Origin of the sequence: Streptomyces sp. NPDC002809 (assembly GCF_040295435.1) — a bacterium.
GTDB lineage: Bacteria > Actinomycetota > Actinomycetes > Streptomycetales > Streptomycetaceae > Streptomyces.
In genome coordinates this window covers 23,984-40,938 of sequence record NZ_JBEOVJ010000034.1, presented here as the reverse complement: position 1 = coordinate 40,938, position 16,955 = coordinate 23,984, and the positions used below count along the sequence as shown (strand labels likewise).

Here is a 16,955-nt window from a genome sequence, read left to right as displayed (position 1 = left end):
CATCCCCGGCGCGAGCGGGCACGGGCCACTCGATGCGCCCCGGGGACCGGGTTGAGGTCACAGCAATCGGTCGACCAGCCCGTCGACGTAGTCCGGGGCGAGCGGACCCATGCCGAACAACGTGCGGATGTACATCGGGGCCAGGACGTGGTCCAGCACGTCGAGCGCGTCGGGTGCGTCCTCGCCGCGTTCGCGGGCGCGATCGAGCATGAGCTGCAGTTGCCGGATGCGTTCGGCGCGGAGGTCGTCACTCGCCCGCATGCCCTGCTCACCGTTGCTCGACAGGGCGACGGCCAGGCGCACCACCATCAGGCCGTCGGGCCCGGTGATCTCACGGGCCACGCCGGCCGCGTAGGTACGCAGGTCGCCGGCCAGGCTCCCGGTGTCGGGCATCGGCGACCGCGCGTTGAGGCGGGTGAGTGCCACGTCGGTGAGCAGGGTTTCCAGGCTGCCCCACCGGCGGTAGATGCTGCTGTCGGCCACGCCCGCGCGGGCTGCGACCTCGCCGACGGTGAAGTTGCCGTAGCCGCGCTCGCCGATCAGCTCGGTGACGGCCCGGTGCACCTCAGCGCCGACGCGGGCGCTGCGCCCGCCGGGCCGCCGGGCTCGCTGTCGCTCGTTCATGCGCCCACCTTAACGCAGTCAGGACTTGCGTTTACGAACGACCCTCCCTACAGTCCCCTAACGCAGCCACTGACTGCTTTAAGGCGCCCAAGGGCTGACCCTGTCGGCCGTGGAGTGGCGCAACCGACGTTCGAGAGGAATCCCCATGGCTGCATCGCCTGCATCTTCAGGCAGTCCAACGAACCGGGCCGCGCTGCTCGCGGTGACCTGCCTGGGCCAGTTCATGGTCCTGCTCGACAACACGATCGTCGGAGCGGCGCTCCCCGACATGCAGCACCGGCTGCACACTCAGCTGACCGGTCTGCAGTGGATCGTCGACGCGTACGTACTGCTGGTCGCCATGCTGCTGATGTCCGGCGGCGTCTTCGCCGACCGGTTCGGCCGGAAGCGGGTGTACCTGACCGGCGTGGCGGTGTTCACCGTCGCGTCGGTGCTGTGCAGCCTCGCGCCCTCGGTCGGCTGGCTGGTCGCCGGCCGGGTGCTGCAGGGCATCGGGGCCGCGGCGCTGAGCCCTGCCTCGCTCGCCCTGCTCGCCGCCGCGTATCCCGTGCCGCAGGAACGGATCAAGGCGATCGGGCTGTGGGCCGGATTCAGCGGAATCGGTCTGGCCGCGGGCCCTGTGGCCGGCGGCGTGCTGACGGATGCCTTCGGCTGGCCCGCCATCTTCCTGGTCAACCTGCCCATCGGCGCGGTCCTTCTGCTGGTCGGTCTGCGCAGCCTCGAAGAGACCCGCAATCCGAGCGCCCCCGCGATCGACATCCCCGGGACGGTGCTGTCCGTGCTGGGGGTGGGGGTGCTGACCTACGGGCTGATCGAGGGCGGGGCCCGCGGCTGGACATCGCCGGTGATCCTTGGCAGCTTCACCGCCGCGGTGATCCTCTTCGCCGCCTTCGCCGCCGTCGAAGCACGTCGTTCCGCTCCCATGCTGCCGTTGCGGCTGTTCCGGCAGCGCCTGTTCACCGTGTCCAACACCGCCATGGTCGTGGTGGGGTTCGCGCTCATGGGCTCGTCGTTCTTCTTCTCCCAGTTCTTCGTTTACGTCCAGGGCAGCTCGATCCTGCGCGCCGGCCTGCAGACCCTGCCGATGTCTCTCGGCATGGTGATCGTCAGCCCGTACGCGGGCCGGCTCGCCGCCCGGCACGGCTTCCGGATCGTGGTCACCACCGGCCTGGCCCTGGCCGGTCTGGGACTGCTGGCGCTCGGTATGGTGCACGCCGACACCGGCTACGGGAACGTGTGGTGGCGGCTGGCAGTCATCGGCATCGGCTTCGCCCTGACCATGTCCCCACTGACGGGAGCCGCCATCCAGGCAGTCAGCCCACAGGAAGGCGGCCTCGCGTCAGGCATCAGCAGCACCACCCGGCAGATCGGCGCGGTGCTCGGCGTTGCGGCACTCGGAGCCGTCGTCCGCGCCCGGCAGTCCGGCGGAGCCTCCTTCGAGACCGGCCTCAACAGCGCCTTCCTCGCTGCCGGCAGCGTCACTCTGGCCGCCGCCGTGTTCACCGGCCTGTGGCTGGCGATGTCCGAACCCGCGGAAGTCTCCGCGGCGCCGCGACGTTCCAGCGGTCCAGGTGCGGTCACCACATCGAACGGAGCATCCGCGAACAGCCGCTGACGGCGATACCGGGCCTGGCCCGTACGCGTCCCGCCGGACGATCCCCGGCGGGACGCCTCCCGGCCGGAAAGGTGCTGCGCCACGCCTCTCACGAATGACCGAGCACGAGCGCCGAGCCGGCGGACTCGCTCGTCGGCTCCATGATCATCCCTAGGCGGGTTTCTGCCGTATCCGGTCAGGGTCCGGGAACGCCGGGACGGCCGTTCCCGGACCCGGCCCCGTCCCCCGTGCCTGACATGGTCCGCGGCTCCGTCCGGGCGTCGGGCCCGTCCTCCCGCCGCACCGGCACCTGCGGTCCCGCGACATCGCGCAGCCAGCCCCTCAGGACCCGGTGCACCGTCTCCGCGCCCACCAGTTCGGCCGGCCGCTCCCCGCCTTCGGGGGTGGCCGCGTCCAGCGGGTCCGTCATGGCACGCGGCCACAGCAGGAACGGCCGGGACTGCTCGCCGCCCAGACCGCCGTGCGAGCCGATCTGCTCCTCGAAGGCGTGCACGGTGCCGGTCCCGGGGTCGTACATCGAGTTGACCATCACGTCCGCGACGTGCGGAAACGTGTCGGTGCGCCGGATCGCGTCGGCCGCGCCCGGCCCGAAGGGGGCCAGCGGGCCCTGCCCGTCCTTCAGTTCCGCCACGGGGATCCGCGCGCCGTCGCGCCCCAGCACCACCGATCCGTGCTCTTCGCTGCGGACGAGCAGGAACCCGATGCCGGGGTGGTTGGCGAGCGTGCCGAGCAGCGCGGGGTGCCGGCGGTCGAGCTGTTCCAGCGAGGCGCGGCCCGCGATGTCGGGGAAGGAGATCAGCCCGAGGTTGCCCGAGGCGAGGACGACCGGGTCGGAGGCTTTCGCCACCTGCTTCTCCTGGCCCTCGGCAACCGGCCGGTGGAGCGCGATCCGGACCGCGTCCCGTGCCTCGGAACCGCTCCGGGTGCGCTGGGCCCTGCGTGGCACCGGAAGTCCGCTGCCCGCCCGCACCAGGTCCTTGAGCGTCAGCCCGTACGTCCCCGCGAAGGTCTCCCCCGGGCTCTGTCCGTGGTCGGACAGGAGCACGACGCGGTATCCGCGCGGCGTGTGTTCGGCGACCTTGACGATCAGCGCGAGCGAGCGGTCGAGCCGGGCGAGGACCTTCTCGGCGTCCCGGCTGCCCGGCCCCGAGTGGTGGGCCACCTCGTCGTACGCGACGAGGTCGGCGTAGACGGCGGTCCGTCCGGCGAACATGTCCCCTATGACGGCGGAGACCACCACATCCCGTTCGACGACGGTCGCGAAGGCCCGGATGAAGGGGTAGAGCCCGCCGCGCTTGATCCGTGGGGTGTCCTTGCGGATCCTGGCGCGCGTCGACTGTCCGATCTCGCGGCCGACCTCGGCGACGAACGAGAGCGCGGTACGGACGGCGTTGGCCGGGTCGGAGAAGTAGGCGAAGTATCCGGCCCTGGAGCGCCGCCCCTTGCCCCGTCGGGCAGCCATCGACAGGACGAGGGCGAGCTGGTCGGCGCCGCCACTGAAGAGGTTGCCGCGGCTGGCCCCGTCGAGGGTGAGCAGTCCCCCGTCGCGCGTGCGCACTATGGCGCGGCGCTGCAGTTCGAGAGCGCTGGCCGGTCTGCTGGAGACCATGACGTCGCCGGTTTCCTTCTCGTACCAGCGGAAGGCGGGGATGTCGTGGTTGCTGCCGTGCAGGATGCCGAGCTGGCTGGCGCCGGTCTGGCTGGACCAGTCGGTGCGCCACGGGGTGAGCCGGTGGCCCGCCGTGTCGGCCAGCCAGTGCGCGACGGTCGGCATGAGTCCGTCGGCGGCGGCCCGAGCGAGGACGTCGTGGCCGACTCCGTCCAGCTGGATGAAGACGGTGCCGGGCGGCCCGTCGCCGCCCGCGCCGCCGGCGCCGCTGCGACGGCGGCGCCGTTCGGCCAGGCGCGAGAGCCTGCGGCGGTAGGCGTTGTCGTCATGGACGGCGAGGGCCGTGGAGGTCGCGGAGGCGACGGCGGACATCACGGCCGCGACGACGACAGCCGTCTCCGGGGCGGCGGCACCCCGCCCGTCCGGGATGAGCCGCAGCGCGATCAGCAGCAGCGAGCCGTTGAGGAAGAAGACCAGCATCCCGAGGACGAGGGCCGGCACGATGAGCAGGGCCCGTACGAGCACCGGCCAGACCAGCGCAGAGAGCAGACCGAACGCACCCGCGCCCCAGGCCGCCGTGAACGCGGTCTTGGTCACGCTGTCGCCGTCGTCCGACTGAAGCTGGAAGTCCGGCAGAATCCCGGCGAGCACAAGCATCGTGAGCGTCGAGACCGCCCACACCACAATCACTCGCACCAGGGCGCTTCCGGCTGTTCGCCATCGCCCGTCACCCACGCCGCTGCCACCTCACGTCCGGGCCCCGCCGTTCCGGGCCCCGCCCCAGCCTTTCACAGCGGGGCGGAGCGCCGCGGATCGCCGGGCGGGGGCGGTCGGGCGGCCAGGCGGTCAGGCGGTCAGGCGGTCAGGCGGTCAGCAGCCGTCGTAGCCGGCGGTGGGCATGGAGAGCCTGCGGTGCACGTCGGCTTTCGTACGGGCGCTGTACTGCGGTTCGTCGAGATCGGCGATCTCCAGGCGTACGCCGCGCCGCTCGCACTCCGCGGCGAACTGCGGAACCGAGGCGATCGCCCGGGCGAGCACCCGGTCGGTGGGGGCGACGAAGAGTTCGACCTCGCCCCCTTCGATGTCGGCCCAGAGCGCGTGGTGGTCCGGGCGCAGTTCGTAGAAGCGCAGCTGCCGGGTGACGACGTAGCCCTGCTCGGCGGCCCAGCGGGCGCACATGTCCTGTTGGCTGCGGGTGTCCACGAGGAACGGATCGCTGTCGAGTTCCTCCAGCGGTGTGAGGCTGGCGATGGCCGCCACCCGTACGTCCCCCATGACCGTCCCCCGTGCTAGGCGTTCCCCGACCCTACCCGCCGGATTCCCGCACAAGAAGGCGCATGTCCGGCGGGGAGGGGCGTACGGGGGCAGGCGCGCGCTCGGAGGGGGCGCGCCTGCCCGTCGGGCCGTCAGCCGTCAGCCGTCGAGCGAGGTCATGACGTGCTTGATGCGGGTGTAGTCCTCGAAGCCGTAGGCGGAGAGGTCCTTGCCGTAGCCGGACTTCTTGAATCCGCCGTGCGGCATCTCGGCGACCAGTGCCATGTGGGTGTTGATCCACACGCAGCCGAAGTCGAGGTTCCTGGACATCCGCATGGCGCGGGCGTGGTCCCTGGTCCACACCGAGGAGGCCAGCGCGTAGTCGACGCCGTTGGCGTAGGCGACGGCCTGGGCCTCGTCGGTGAAGGACTGGACGGTGATGACGGGGCCGAAGACCTCGTTCTGGATGATCTCGTCGTCCTGCTTGAGCCCGGAGACGACGGTCGGGGCGTAGAAGTAGCCCTTCTCGCCGACCCGGTGGCCGCCCGCCTCGACCTTGGCGTGCGTGGGGAGGCGCTCGATGAAGCCGCTGACCTGGGCCAGCTGGCCCGCGTTGTTGAGCGGGCCGTAGAGCACGTCCTCGTCGTCCGGCTGCCCGGTCCTCGTGTCGGCTGCGGCCTTGGCCAGTGCGGTGACGAACTCGTCGTGGACGGACTCGTGGACCAGGACCCGGGTCGCGGCCGTACAGTCCTGACCGGCGTTGAAGAAGCCGCCGACGATCAGGTCGTCGACCGCCTTCACCAGGTCGGCGTCCTCGAAGACCACCGCGGGCGCCTTGCCGCCGAGCTCCAGGTGGACCCGCTTGACGTCGATGGCCGCGCTCTGCGCCACCTGGATGCCGGCCCGGACCGAACCGGTGATGGAGGCCATCGCCGGGATCGGGTGCTCGACCATCAGCCGGCCGGTCTCCCGGTCGCCGCAGACGACGTTGAAGATGCCGCGGGGCAGCTCCAGCGACTCCAGGACGCCGCCGATGATCTCGGCGATCAGGGCGGTCGACGCGGGGGTGGTGTCCGACGGCTTGAGGACCACGGTGTTGCCCGCGGCGAGCGCCGGGGCGAACTTCCAGACGGCCATCAGCAGGGGGTAGTTCCAGGGCGCGACCTGCGCGCAGACACCGACCGGCTCACGGCGGACGATCGAGGTCATGCCGTCCATGTACTCGCCGGCCGAGCGGCCCTCCAGCAGCCGGGCCGCGCCCGCGAAGAAGCGGACCTGGTCGATGGCGGGGGCCAGTTCCTCGCTGCGGGTCAGGTGCAGCGGCTTGCCGGTGTCGCGGCTCTCGGCGGCGACCAGCTCGTCGGCCCGGGCCTCCATCGCGTCCGCGATCCGCAGCAGGGCGAGCTGACGCACGGAGGGCGTGGAGTCGCGCCAGACGGGGAACGCGGCAGCGGCGGCGGCCATGGCCGCGTCGACGTCGGCCCCGCCCGAGAGCGGCGAGGTCGCGTAGACCTCGCCGGTGGCCGGGTCCACGATGTCGAGCGTGCGGCCGTCCGAGGCGTCCGCGGGGACACCGTCGATGAAGTTGCGGAACGTGAGGGTCATGCGGGGAGAACCGGTTTCTCTCGTGATCGGGCGGCGGTGCCGGGCGGGCCGGCCCCGTCGTCGGGCGGCGTTACGGGCCGGCGGGCGGCGGTGCGCCCGTCAGCCGGCCGTGCGGGCGGACAGGTGCTCGTGGACGGCGGGCCAGCGGCCGTCGGCGGCGCGGGCGAAGACGATCGTCTCCCGCTCGTGGACCGTCTCCTGTCCGGCCCGGGTGGAGACGGTCGTCTCCACGTCGTGGCTGAAGACGGCGGTGGACCCGAGGTGCTGGATCAGCTGCCCGGTCGAGGTGCAGCGAACGACGCGGAAGTCGTCCTGGTCCACCCATTCCTGCCACAGCGCGCGGTACTCGGCGGTGGAGCCGAGCCGCTGCGGGGTGGAGTGGAAGACGAAGGTCGCGTCGGGGGCGAAGGCACCGAAGTAGTCGTCGAGGCGGCCCTCGGCGAAAGCGGCGACGAGCGCCTCGGCTGCGGCCCGGATCTCTTCGGTGTCACGGTCGGGCGTGCTCATGGACGGCTCCTGGTTGCGGAAAGCGGGGTGGAGGCGGGAAGCAGTGCTCAGAGCGCCGTCGCCGGTTCGGCCGCGGGCTCCTCGTCGACGCCGCTGATCGGCGGGACGGGTGTGTCCGAGGCCCGGACGAACCGGGGCCCGTCCGGCCCGTACACACCGCGCGGCTCGGGGAACACCGTCAGCAGGGCGAGGTAGAGGACCGCGGCGAGGCCGAGGCCGATCGGCAGCGAGATGTCCGTGCCGTTCGCGAGGTCGCCGAGCGGGCCGACGAACTGGCCGGGCAGGTTGGTGAACAGGAGCGCCACCCCGGCGGAGAGCAGCCAGGTGGCCAAGCCGCGCCAGTTCCAGCCGTGGTTGAACCAGTAGCGGCCGCCGGTCTGCCGGCGGTTGAAGACCTGGAGCGCGTCCGCGTCGTACCAGCCGCGCCTGGTCAGGTAGCCCAGCGCCATGACGACCATCCACGGGGCGGTGCAGGTGATGATCAGCGTGGCGAAGGTGGAGATGGACTGCGCGAGGTTGAGCGCGAAGCGGCCGACGAAGATGAAGGCGATCGACAGGGCGCCGATGAAGAAGGTCGACTGGACCCGGCTGAAGCGGGTGAAGACGCTGGAGACGTCGAGCCCGGTGCCGTACAGCGCGGTCGTGCCGGTGGAAAGACCGCCGATCAGGGCGATCAGGCAGAGCGGCAGGAAGTACCAGCCGGGCGAGATGGCGAGCAGTCCGCCGACGTAGTTGGGTGCGGCCGGGTCGACGTACTTCGCGGCCTTCGTGGCGATGATCGACGCGGTGGCGAGGCCGAAGACGAAGGGCAGCAGCGTGGCGATCTGGGCGAGGAAGGCCGCGCCCATGACGCGGCGGCGCGGGGTGTCGGCCGGGATGTAGCGGGACCAGTCGCCGAGGAAGGCACCGAACGAGACCGGGTTGGACAGCACGATGAGTGCGGCACCGACGAAGGACGGCCAGAACAGCGGGTCGGCGGTCGAGGTGAAGGCACCCGCGTACCCGGCGTCGAAGTCTCCGGCGAAGGCGAACGCACCGAGGACGAACAGGGCGGAGGCCGCCACCACCGCGATCTTGTTGACCAGCAGCATGAAGCGGAAGCCGTAGACGCAGACCACGAGGACGAGCCCGGCGAAGATCGCGTAGGCGATGCCGTACGAGAGGTCGGACTCGGGGACGTCCGCGAGGCGGTGCGCCCCGCCGACGAGGGCGTCGCCGGAGGACCACACCGAGATCGAGAAGAACGCGACCGCGGTGAGCAGGGAGAGGAACGAACCGACGACCCTGCCGTGCACACCGAGGTGGGCGGAGGAGGAGACGGCGTTGTTGGTGCCGTTGCGCGGGCCGAACAGCGCCATGGGCGCAAGCAGCAGCGCACCGGCGACGAGTCCGAGGACGGTCGCGGTGAGGCCCTGCCAGAAGGAGAGGCCGAACAGGATCGGGAAGGCGCCCAGTACACAGGTCGCGAAGGTGTTGGCGCCGCCGAAGGCGAGCCTGAAGAGGTCGACGGGACGGGCGGTGCGGTCCGCGTCGGGGATCCGCTCCACACCGTTGGTCTCGACTTCGGTGATCGAGGTCGTCACGGGCGCTCCACCTACTGTTCGTGCTGTTCATGCGGGGGGCTGGCCCCTCAGTGTGTGGGCCCGGGTCGGCGTGGGCAATTGTGAAAGTCACAGACGGATACCCTGATATCTGTGGCTGCCAACAAACTCACGGTCGAGGACCTGCTCTCGTTCCCCGCGCTCCAGCTCACGGTGAGGGCGGGCAGCGACGGCCTGGGGAGGTCCGTTTCCTGGGCGCATGCGAGCGAGCTCGCCGACCCGACGCCGTGGCTGCTCGGGGCCGAGGTGATCATGACGACGGGCCTGGCCGTGCCCCGCACGGCCGCCGGGCAGCGGGCGTACCTGGAGCGGCTGGACGACGCCGGGGTCTCCGCCCTGGCGCTGTCGGCGCAGCTGCACATGCCGCCGCTGCACGACGCGTTCTTCCGGGCGGCCGAGGAGCGGGGCTTCCCGGTGCTGGAGGTGCCGCTGGCGGTGCCGTTCATCGCCGTCGCGCAGGAGGTGGCAGCCTCGGTGCAGGAGGACGCCCGGCACCGGCTGGGCGCCCAGCTCCAGGTCTTCGGTTCGCTGCGCTGGCTGGTGGCGGAGGATCTGGACACTCCCACGCTGTTGCGCAGGCTGGAGCGCCTCTCGGGGTACGACGTCTATCTGTGCACGCCGCAGGGGCGCCCCCTGCTGCCCGGAGTGCCGACCCCGGAGCCGGGGGTGCTGCCCGCCTCCGCGGACGCGCCGCCGACCATTCCGGGCGGTTTCGTACTGCCGGTGCCCGCGCCGGGCGGTCCCGCGGGCTTCCTGGTGGCGTACGAGCGCGAGGGCGCCCAGCCCGCGGGGCTGGCCGTCGTCCAGCACATCGCCACGGTGGCGGCGCTGCGCGTCGCGATGGTGCGCACCGAGCGCGAGACGCTGCGGCGCGAGGGGGCGGAGACGCTGGCCGAGCTGCTGCAGGAGGCCCTCGACCCGGAGACGGCCCGGCGCAGGCTCGCGCGGCACGCGATCGAGGGGGACACGGTGCTGATCGTGATCCGCCGCGCCACGGAGGAGGCGCTGCTGCGCTGTCTCCAGGACCATCCGCATCTGCTGCTGACGTGGGGCGAGGACCGCTATGTGCTGGGCTCGCCGGAACTGTCCGGGGAGATCGGCGGGCTCCCCGACGTGGCGGCGGGGATGAGCCGTCCGTTCCTGCCCGGCGCCGCCCTGCGCGTGGCGCAGCGGGAGGCGCTCTGGGCGGTGTCGAAGGCCGTCGAGTCGGGCCGCCCCGTGGTCCGGTACGGGGACGACTCGACGGGCCGCTGGCTGCCCGACGACCCGGCGGTACTGACGGCGCTGGTCGAGCACGTGCTCGGTGAGGTGCTTCGTTACGACGCGGCTCACGACTCGCAGCTGCTGGTCTCGGTCCGCACCTGGATGGAGCGCGACCGCCGTACGGAGACGGCCGCTGCCGCCCTCCACATCCACCCCAACACCCTTGCGTACCGCCTGCGCCGCTTCGGCGTGCTGGCCGGCCGGGACCTGGGTTCGACGGGGGCGCTGGCGGAGGTCTGGCTGGCGATCCAGGCAGCGGGCACGCTGGGGCTCACCGACTGAGGTTCCGTCCGCACCGTAGGCTCGTCGGCAGGTCCGGAGAACAGGAGGCGGCACGTGCCGGTGGAGATCACCTGGTGGGGTCATGCCACCTGCACGATCGAGGACTCCGGGGTAAGGGTCCTGACCGACCCGCTTTTCGTACGGCGCTTCGCGCATCTGCGCCGACGCCGCGGTGAGCTCCCCGGTCCGGCGGCAGCGGTCGCCGATGTCGTCCTGATCTCGCATCTGCACTCCGACCATCTGCATCTGCCGTCCCTGGCCCGCGTCGCCCCGGGTGCCCGGCTCGTCGTCCCGCTGGGGGCGGTCCGGGCGGTTCCGGGGCTCCGGGTGCTGCGCAGGATGCGTGGGCTGCGGATCACCGAGGTGGCGGCGGGCGACGAGGTGCGCGTGGGAGAGGTGCGCGTCAGGGCCGTGCCCGCACTGCACGACGGGCGTCGTCTTCCGGTCGGCCCGCATCGCTCCCCCGCGCTCGGATACGTCGTGGAGGGCGAGACGCGCACGTACTTCGCCGGTGACACGGGGCTCTTCGACGACATGGCGCAGGCGGTCGGGCCGGTGGACGTCGCGCTGCTGCCGGTCGGCGGCTGGGGGCCGTATCTGGGGCACAGCCACCTCGACGCGGCGCGCGCCGCGGAGGCACTGGCCCGCCTCGCGCCGCGCTCGGCGGTGCCGGTGCACTACGGCACGTACTGGCCGATCGGGATGGACGGGATCCGGCCGCACGAGTTCCACTCGCCGGGTGACGAGTTCGTCCGCCAGGCGGCGCTGCGGGCACCCCACGTGGCGGTGCACCGGCTGGAGCACGGCGAACACGTGCGGCCGGGGGCCACCGGGTGATACACGAGTTCCTCAGGCACACGACGCAGCTGCCCCCGGAGTCGACACAGCAGGCCGTCGGCTACCCCTCGCTGTTCCTTCTGGTGGCGCTGGGCGCCCTGGTGCCGGTGGTGCCGACGGGTGCGTTGGTGAGCTCGGCGGCCGTGGTGGCCTTCCATCAGTCGTCGCCGTTCGCGCTGCTGGTGGTCTTCGCGGTGGCGTCGTCCGCGGCGTTCCTCGGGGACATCTGCCTGTACTGGCTGGGGCAGCGCGGGGTGCGGTCGAAGAACGGTTCCAAGTGGCTGCGGGCGATCAGCGACCGGGCCGCGCCGGAGCGGCTCGCACAGGCGCAGCGCAAGCTCGACGAGCACGGCGCGACGGTGCTGGTGCTGTCCCGGCTGGTGCCGGCCGGGCGGATCCCGGTGATGCTGGCGTGTCTGCTGGGCCGGATGCCGCTCAGGCGGTTCGCCCGGGGCGATGTGCCGGCATGTCTGGCGTGGGCCGCCACGTATCAGCTGATCGGGATCCTCGGCGGCTCGCTGTTCCCGGAGCCGTGGCAGGGCGTGGTGGCGGCGGTGGGCCTGACGTTGCTGATCAGCGGGGCGCCGGCGGTGTGGCACCGGTTGCGCTCCCGGTCCGGCCGGTGACGGGCGGGTTCAGCCGCTGACCGGGCGCGGCTCGTTCGCCGGGTGGAGAACCCGCGAGCCGCCGATCGGCAGGTCCCAGAGCAGCTCACGTGGATGTCCGGCCCGTCGCCAGGCCGTGCGCAGCCGGGTGAGGGGTTCGAGTACGGGCTCCGCGGAGAGCAGGAAGGTCGCCCAGTGCATGGGCGCCATGGCGTGCGCGCCGAGATCCTCGTACGCCTGCACGGCCTCCTCCGGGTCGGCGTGCACGTCGGCGAGCCACCAGCGCGGCTCGTACGCGCCGATCGGCAGCAGGGCGAGGTCGATGCCGGGGTGGCGGCGGCCGATCTCCGTGAACCAGTGGCCGTATCCGGTGTCTCCTGCGAAGTAGATCCGCCGGCCCCGGCCCGGCCCGGCGGTGTCCTCGATCACCCAGCCGCCCCAGAGCGAGCGGCAGGTGTCGGTGAGGGTGCGCTTGGACCAGTGGTGCGAGGGCACGAAGTCGAAGCGCACTCCGTCCAGTTCCGCCGACTCCCACCAGTCGAGTTCGGTGACGAGGCCGAAGCCGCGGCGGCGGCACCAGTGGCCCAGTCCGGCCGGGACGAACAGCGGGGTGTGCCGGGGCAGCCGGCGCAGGGTGGGTGCGTCGAGATGGTCGTAGTGGTTGTGGCTGATGACGACGGCGTCGACGGTCGGCAGGTCCTCCCAGCGGACGCCGACGGGGGTGATCCGGGCCGGGGTACCGAGGATGCGGCGGGACCACACGGGGTCGGCGAGCACGGTCAGTCCGCCGGTGCGGATGATCCAGCTGGCGTGCCCGGCCCAGGTGACGGAGGTGGTTCCGGCCGGGGTGGCGGGGAGCGGCTCGGGGGCGTACGGCAGCCGGTGGATGCCGCGCAGTCCCTCGGCGTTGGGCCGGATGGCGTGCTCGCGGGCCAGCCGGGACATGCCGGTGACACCGGGGAGGGGGGCGGTGAGCCGGTCGGCGAAGCTCCTGGGCCAGGACCGCTCCTCTCCGAGGGGGCGCGGGGTCACCACCTCGCCGCGGGACACCCTGCGCGGCTCCGGGGCGAGGGAGCGCTCTGTCTGTTCCGTCATCGGGGGTGCTCCCGTCTCGGAGTGCGTCTGCGCGGTGCGTCAGCGGAGTTCGTCGAGGGCTGCCCGGAACATGCTCAGGGCTGCCACGACATGCGGCAATTCGAGGGGTTCCGCCGCGGTGAGGGACTCCAGCCGCTGCTCCGGGGTCGCCCCGAGCAGCGATCCGGTTCCCAGCCGCACCCGCAGTGCTCCCAGTTCGTCGCCGAAGCGGTGGCCGCCGGGGACCGGTACGCCGAGCCGGTCCGTCAGGTACTCCTCCAGCTCCAGTGAGTCCGTGACCCCTCGGGCGGCGAGCCGGGAGCGGAGCGGGCCGAGGTCCGCGTACAGATGGCGGCCCGCCTGCGGGGGGCGGGCCAGCGCGCCGGAGGCGAGCACCACCTGGTGGGCCGCGGCGGCGATCCGGGCCTGCATCACGGCGGCCCGGCGGACCCGTTCGGTGACGGCGTCGGGTTCGCGCAGCGCATGGGCGGCCGCCGCCGCGACCGGGCCCGCGACGAGCGCGCCGAGCGCGGTGAGGATGTCGAGCGTACGGGCGTGGCGCACCGCCGACCGCGTGGTGTCCGGGAACCGGGCGACCGCGACCGGCCAGGCGGACGGGGTCAGTGCGCCCGCCAGGTCGGAGACGACCGTCACGTCGTCGGGGCACATCTCGGCCGGGCTGAGCAGCACCGTGTCGTGCGGCCGGTGGAGGGTGTCTCTCCACGTCTCGTCGCTGATGATGTGCAGCCCCTCGGCGACGGCGGCCTCGCAGGCCTCGCGCACCAGTTCCGGCGGGGCGACGGTGGCGGTGGGGTCGTCCACCACCGAGATCAGCAGCAGCCGCGGCCTGCCCCCCTCGGCGCGCACCCTGCGCACGGTCTCCAGGAGCGCGTACGGGTCGGGCACACCGCCGCACTCGGCGGGGGTCGGGACCTGGTAGGCGGGCCTGCCCAGCAGCCGGGCCTGCGGGATCCAGGAGGCGGGGCAGGGGCGCGGCACCAGTACGTCGCCGCCGTGCGCGGCGATCAGGGCGAGCACCAGCGGGGAGGTGCCCGGCGCGGCGGCGATGTGCTCGGGGCCGCCGCGCAGTCCGCGCCGGTCCCAGTAGGCGCGGGCGGCTTCACGCAGGTCATCCGAGCCGCCGGCCGGTTCGGGGTCGCCGCGGCCCGCCGCGGCCGCCAGCACCTCGGCCAGTTCGGGCAGGACCGGCAGTCCGGGGCCGGGCGCGGGCGGTCCGTACCGTACGGGCCCGCGATCCTCCCGGACCCCGGGCGCGCCGTGCCTCTGACGTCCGGTCCGCTCCCGGCCCATCCGGGCCTCCTTCGCCGCCGCTCGCCGACCGGCCCGCCGCGTCGCTCTCCGGCCTCGACCGTTTCTTCGCCCTCCGGCCCTTTATACGAGGGATCGGAGCGGGGCGCCTGCGCTCACGCGAAGCTGTCCGGGCGGCCGCGGCCCCGCCTCGGCGCGGGCACCCGGCGGCCCGGGAACCGCACCGCACCGCGACGGCCCCATTGACACTCGCCCTGCCGCGTCATTACGGTCACGCCAAGATTTCGAACGAGTGCCGAAATATCGAACAAGTCGAGGGGCGACTCCCGTGCGTATCACCGGAATCAGCACACATGTGGTCGGAACACCCTGGCGCAATCTCACGTATGTGCAGGTCCATACCGACGAGGGTCTCACCGGTGTGGGCGAGACCAGGATGCTCGGACGCACCGACGCGCTGATCGGCTATCTGCGCGAGGCGGAGGCCAACCACATCGCCGGTTCGGACCCGTTCGCCGTGGAGGACCTGGTACGCCGGATGAAGTACGGCGACTACGGGCGGGCCGGCGAGATCGTGATGTCCGGTATCGCTGTCGTCGAGATGGCCTGCTGGGACATCAAGGGCAAGGCACTCGGTGTTCCCGTCTGGCAGCTGCTCGGCGGAAAGGTCACCGACCGGGTCAAGGCGTACGCCAACGGCTGGTACACCACCGAGCGGACCCCGGAGGCCTATCACAAGGCCGCGTCGGCCGTCGTCGCGCGCGGCTACCGGGCGCTGAAGATCGACCCGTTCGGGACGGGCCACTTCGAGCTGGGCCAGGAGGAGACCCGGTACTCCGTGTCCCTGATCGAGGCGGTCCGGGACGCCATCGGCCCGGACACCGAGCTGATGCTGGAGATGCACGGCCGCTTCAGTCCCTCGACGGCGGTGCGGATCGCCCACGAGATGGCCCCGTTCCGGCCCGCCTGGCTGGAGGAGCCGGTGCCGCCGGAGAACCTCAAGGCGCTCGCCAAGGTGGCGGCCAAGGTCGACATGCCGATCGCGACGGGTGAACGCATCCACGACCGCATCGAGTTCCGCGAGCTCTTCGAGTCGCAGGCCGCCGACATCATCCAGCCCGACGTCGGTCACATCGGCGGCATCCTGGAGACCCGGAAGCTCGCCGCGACTGCCGAGACCCACTACACGCTGATCGCCCCGCACAACGTCGGCGGCTCGGTGCTGACGGCGGCCAGTCTCCAGGTCGCGGGCTGCACCCCCAACTTCAAGATCCTTGAGCACTTCAACGACTTCGCGGACGCCGACATCAAGAAGGTCGTACGGGGCGCCCCGCAGGTCGACCCCGGGACCGGCTGCTTCGAGCTGTCCGACGCCCCGGGTCTCGGCGTGGAGCTCGATGTGGACGCCGCGGCCGAGTTCCCGCAGCAGCAGGCCCGGTTCGACCTGTGGGCCGACGGCTGGGAGAAGAGGCAGCCCAAGTGAACGACGGTCCCGCCCGCTCACGGGCGATCACGATCGACCGGCCGGGCGGGCACCGGCTGACGGACGGACCGGTTCCGGAGCCCGGCCCGGGGGAAGTCCGCGTGCGGGTGGCCGCGGCCGGGATCTGCATGAGCGACCGCGAGGTGTACGACGGCCACCGCGACCCCGGATACGTGCGCTACCCGGTGGTGCCAGGTCACGAGTGGTCGGGCACCGTCGAGGCCGTGGGCCCAGGCGTCGATCCCGCCCTGACCGGCCGGCGCACGGTCGCCGAGGGGTTCCGTTCCTGCGGGAGCTGCGAGCGGTGCCGCAGTGGGGAGACGTCGCTGTGCACGTCGGGGTACGACGAGACGGGCTTCACCCGGCCAGGGGCGTTCGCCGATCACGTCGTGGTGCCCGCACGGCTGCTGCACCCGCTGGCCGACGACGCGGACCTGCGCGCCGCCGCGCTGCTGGAGCCCGCCGCCGTGATCGCCGCGGCCGTGCGGGCCGGCGCGCCGGAACCGGGCGAGCGGATCGCCGTGGTGGGCGCGGGAACGCTCGGGCTGCTCGCGGTCCAGCTGCTGGCCGCGGTGTCGCCCGGGGAGCTGACCGCGGTCGACCCGAGGGACGAACGGGCCCGCCAGGCACTGCTCTTCGGGGCGAGCGAGGCGCTGGCACCCAAGGAGGCCGCCGAGGTGCACGGCCGGTACGACCTGGTGGTGGAGACGGCCGGGGCCGCGACCACCGCGGCCGATGCCTGCCTGCTCGCGCGGCGCGGCGGCCGGGTCGTGCTCACGGGGATGTTCGCGCCGGGGGCCGCCGGCATCGACCCGGTGCATCTGTCGTTGAGCCAGCTCACGGTGCGCAGCGTCTTCGGGGCGTCGTCCGCGTCCTGGTCGTACGCGGTGCGGGCGTTCACCACGGGGCTGCTCGATCCGGCGGCGCTGATCACGCACGAGTTCCCGCTGGAGCGGTTCGCGGAGGCCGTGGCGCTGGTCGGGGGCGGCGGCTCCGGGACGGGCAAGGTGCTGATGCGCCCCTAAGGGCTGTCCCGTAATCGCTGGCGGGCGCACGACGACAGCTACGGCACCTCGCCGCATTGTCGGAACGTCCGAATACATCCAGTATGCGGACGCTCCTCCGCCTCGCGATGCACCGCATCCGACGCCGCGCGCCGATCCACCACGGATTACAGGACAGCCCTTGGGGCCTCTCGTTCGGATCACGCCGGGCTCGCGTGGTCCGGCAGGCACATCTGCCGCGTCGCAGTCGGTCGCCGGCGCTCCGCAGTGAATCCCTCCTCCGCCTCGCACCTGCACGCACCGGACCCCGCCCCCTGATCCCG

At 72.5% G+C, this 16,955-nt stretch carries 14 protein-coding genes; 6 read left to right on the top strand and 8 right to left on the bottom strand.

From position 1 onward, the window contains the following. Window positions 1–57: 57 nt before the first annotated feature. Window positions 58–624, bottom strand: a complete 567-nt coding sequence (locus ABT025_RS21065; protein WP_350996448.1) for a TetR/AcrR family transcriptional regulator — start codon at window positions 622–624, stop codon at window positions 58–60. 145 nt (window positions 625–769) lie between these two features. Here ABT025_RS21065 and ABT025_RS21060 point away from each other — a divergent pair, with 145 nt between their 5' ends. Beyond that, the gene (locus ABT025_RS21060) at window positions 770–2,239 is read left to right on the top strand and encodes an MFS transporter (RefSeq protein ID WP_350996445.1); all 1,470 of its coding nucleotides are present in this window, start codon (window positions 770–772) and stop codon (window positions 2,237–2,239) included. A 175-nt stretch (window positions 2,240–2,414) separates the two neighbouring features. Here the strand turns inward: ABT025_RS21060 and ABT025_RS21055 are convergent, their stop codons facing one another. The 5 genes from ABT025_RS21055 to ABT025_RS21035 form a co-directional block, all read right to left on the bottom strand. Beyond that, window positions 2,415–4,583 (bottom strand): phage holin family protein, encoded by a 2,169-nt coding sequence (locus tag ABT025_RS21055; RefSeq protein ID WP_350996442.1) that lies wholly within the window; start codon window positions 4,581–4,583, stop codon window positions 2,415–2,417. Between the two features lie 135 nt (window positions 4,584–4,718). Then, the gene (locus tag ABT025_RS21050; RefSeq protein ID WP_350996439.1) at window positions 4,719–5,123 is read right to left on the bottom strand and encodes a recombinase family protein; all 405 of its coding nucleotides are present in this window, start codon (window positions 5,121–5,123) and stop codon (window positions 4,719–4,721) included. A 138-nt stretch (window positions 5,124–5,261) separates the two neighbouring features. Next, window positions 5,262–6,707, bottom strand: coding sequence for a gamma-aminobutyraldehyde dehydrogenase (locus tag ABT025_RS21045; RefSeq protein WP_350996436.1), 1,446 nt, complete (start codon window positions 6,705–6,707; stop codon window positions 5,262–5,264). Between the two features lie 99 nt (window positions 6,708–6,806). Then, window positions 6,807–7,214: a YybH family protein gene (locus tag ABT025_RS21040; RefSeq protein WP_350996433.1), complete on the bottom strand. Its 408-nt coding sequence runs from the start codon at window positions 7,212–7,214 to the stop codon at window positions 6,807–6,809. A gap of 47 nt (window positions 7,215–7,261) precedes the next feature. Next, on the bottom strand, window positions 7,262–8,797 hold the full coding sequence (locus tag ABT025_RS21035; protein WP_350996430.1) for a purine-cytosine permease family protein: 1,536 nt from the start codon (window positions 8,795–8,797) through the stop codon (window positions 7,262–7,264). A 111-nt stretch (window positions 8,798–8,908) separates the two neighbouring features. On the opposite strand from ABT025_RS21035, the gene ABT025_RS21030 reads away from it, so the two are divergent. From ABT025_RS21030 to ABT025_RS21020, 3 genes are read left to right on the top strand one after another with little or no spacing between them, the layout of a single operon-like run. After that, a complete protein-coding gene (locus tag ABT025_RS21030) occupies window positions 8,909–10,360 on the top strand; it encodes a PucR family transcriptional regulator (protein WP_350996427.1) in 1,452 nt (483 codons plus the stop codon). Window positions 10,361–10,414: 54 nt separating this feature from the next. Beyond that, window positions 10,415–11,197, top strand: coding sequence for an MBL fold metallo-hydrolase (locus ABT025_RS21025; RefSeq protein WP_350996424.1), 783 nt, complete (start codon window positions 10,415–10,417; stop codon window positions 11,195–11,197). Further along, window positions 11,197–11,823: a DedA family protein gene (locus ABT025_RS21020; RefSeq protein ID WP_350996534.1), complete on the top strand. Its 627-nt coding sequence runs from the start codon at window positions 11,197–11,199 to the stop codon at window positions 11,821–11,823. Before ABT025_RS21025 ends, ABT025_RS21020 begins: the two co-directional genes overlap by 1 nt. 9 nt (window positions 11,824–11,832) lie before the next feature. Here ABT025_RS21020 and ABT025_RS21015 read toward each other — a convergent pair whose 3' ends face one another. Together ABT025_RS21015 and ABT025_RS21010 are read right to left on the bottom strand one after the other, a co-directional pair. Beyond that, on the bottom strand, window positions 11,833–12,897 hold the full coding sequence (locus ABT025_RS21015) for an MBL fold metallo-hydrolase (RefSeq protein ID WP_350996422.1): 1,065 nt from the start codon (window positions 12,895–12,897) through the stop codon (window positions 11,833–11,835). 39 nt (window positions 12,898–12,936) lie between these two features. Beyond that, window positions 12,937–14,187, bottom strand: a complete 1,251-nt coding sequence (locus tag ABT025_RS21010; RefSeq protein WP_350996420.1) for an aminotransferase class I/II-fold pyridoxal phosphate-dependent enzyme — start codon at window positions 14,185–14,187, stop codon at window positions 12,937–12,939. Window positions 14,188–14,473: 286 nt separating this feature from the next. Between ABT025_RS21010 and ABT025_RS21005 the strand changes: the two genes are divergently transcribed. Then, window positions 14,474–15,628, top strand: coding sequence for a mandelate racemase/muconate lactonizing enzyme family protein (locus tag ABT025_RS21005; protein ID WP_350996418.1), 1,155 nt, complete (start codon window positions 14,474–14,476; stop codon window positions 15,626–15,628). Then, a complete protein-coding gene (locus tag ABT025_RS21000; protein WP_350996416.1) occupies window positions 15,625–16,653 on the top strand; it encodes a zinc-dependent alcohol dehydrogenase in 1,029 nt (342 codons plus the stop codon). The genes ABT025_RS21005 and ABT025_RS21000 overlap by 4 nt, the downstream gene beginning before the upstream one ends. Window positions 16,654–16,955 lie beyond the last annotated feature (302 nt).

Excerpts from the sequence above, each read along its gene's own strand:
- ABT025_RS21065 (WP_350996448.1), bottom strand. The coding sequence starts at position 624 with ATGAACGAGCGACAGCGAGCCCGGCGGCCCGGCGGGCGCAGCGCCCGC.
- ABT025_RS21060 (WP_350996445.1), top strand. The coding sequence starts at position 770 with ATGGCTGCATCGCCTGCATCTTCAGGCAGTCCAACGAACCGGGCCGCG.
- ABT025_RS21050 (WP_350996439.1), bottom strand. The coding sequence starts at position 5,123 with ATGGGGGACGTACGGGTGGCGGCCATCGCCAGCCTCACACCGCTGGAG.
- ABT025_RS21045 (WP_350996436.1), bottom strand. The coding sequence starts at position 6,707 with ATGACCCTCACGTTCCGCAACTTCATCGACGGTGTCCCCGCGGACGCC.
- ABT025_RS21040 (WP_350996433.1), bottom strand. The coding sequence starts at position 7,214 with ATGAGCACGCCCGACCGTGACACCGAAGAGATCCGGGCCGCAGCCGAG.
- ABT025_RS21015 (WP_350996422.1), bottom strand. The coding sequence starts at position 12,897 with ATGACGGAACAGACAGAGCGCTCCCTCGCCCCGGAGCCGCGCAGGGTG.
- ABT025_RS21010 (WP_350996420.1), bottom strand. The coding sequence starts at position 14,187 with ATGGGCCGGGAGCGGACCGGACGTCAGAGGCACGGCGCGCCCGGGGTC.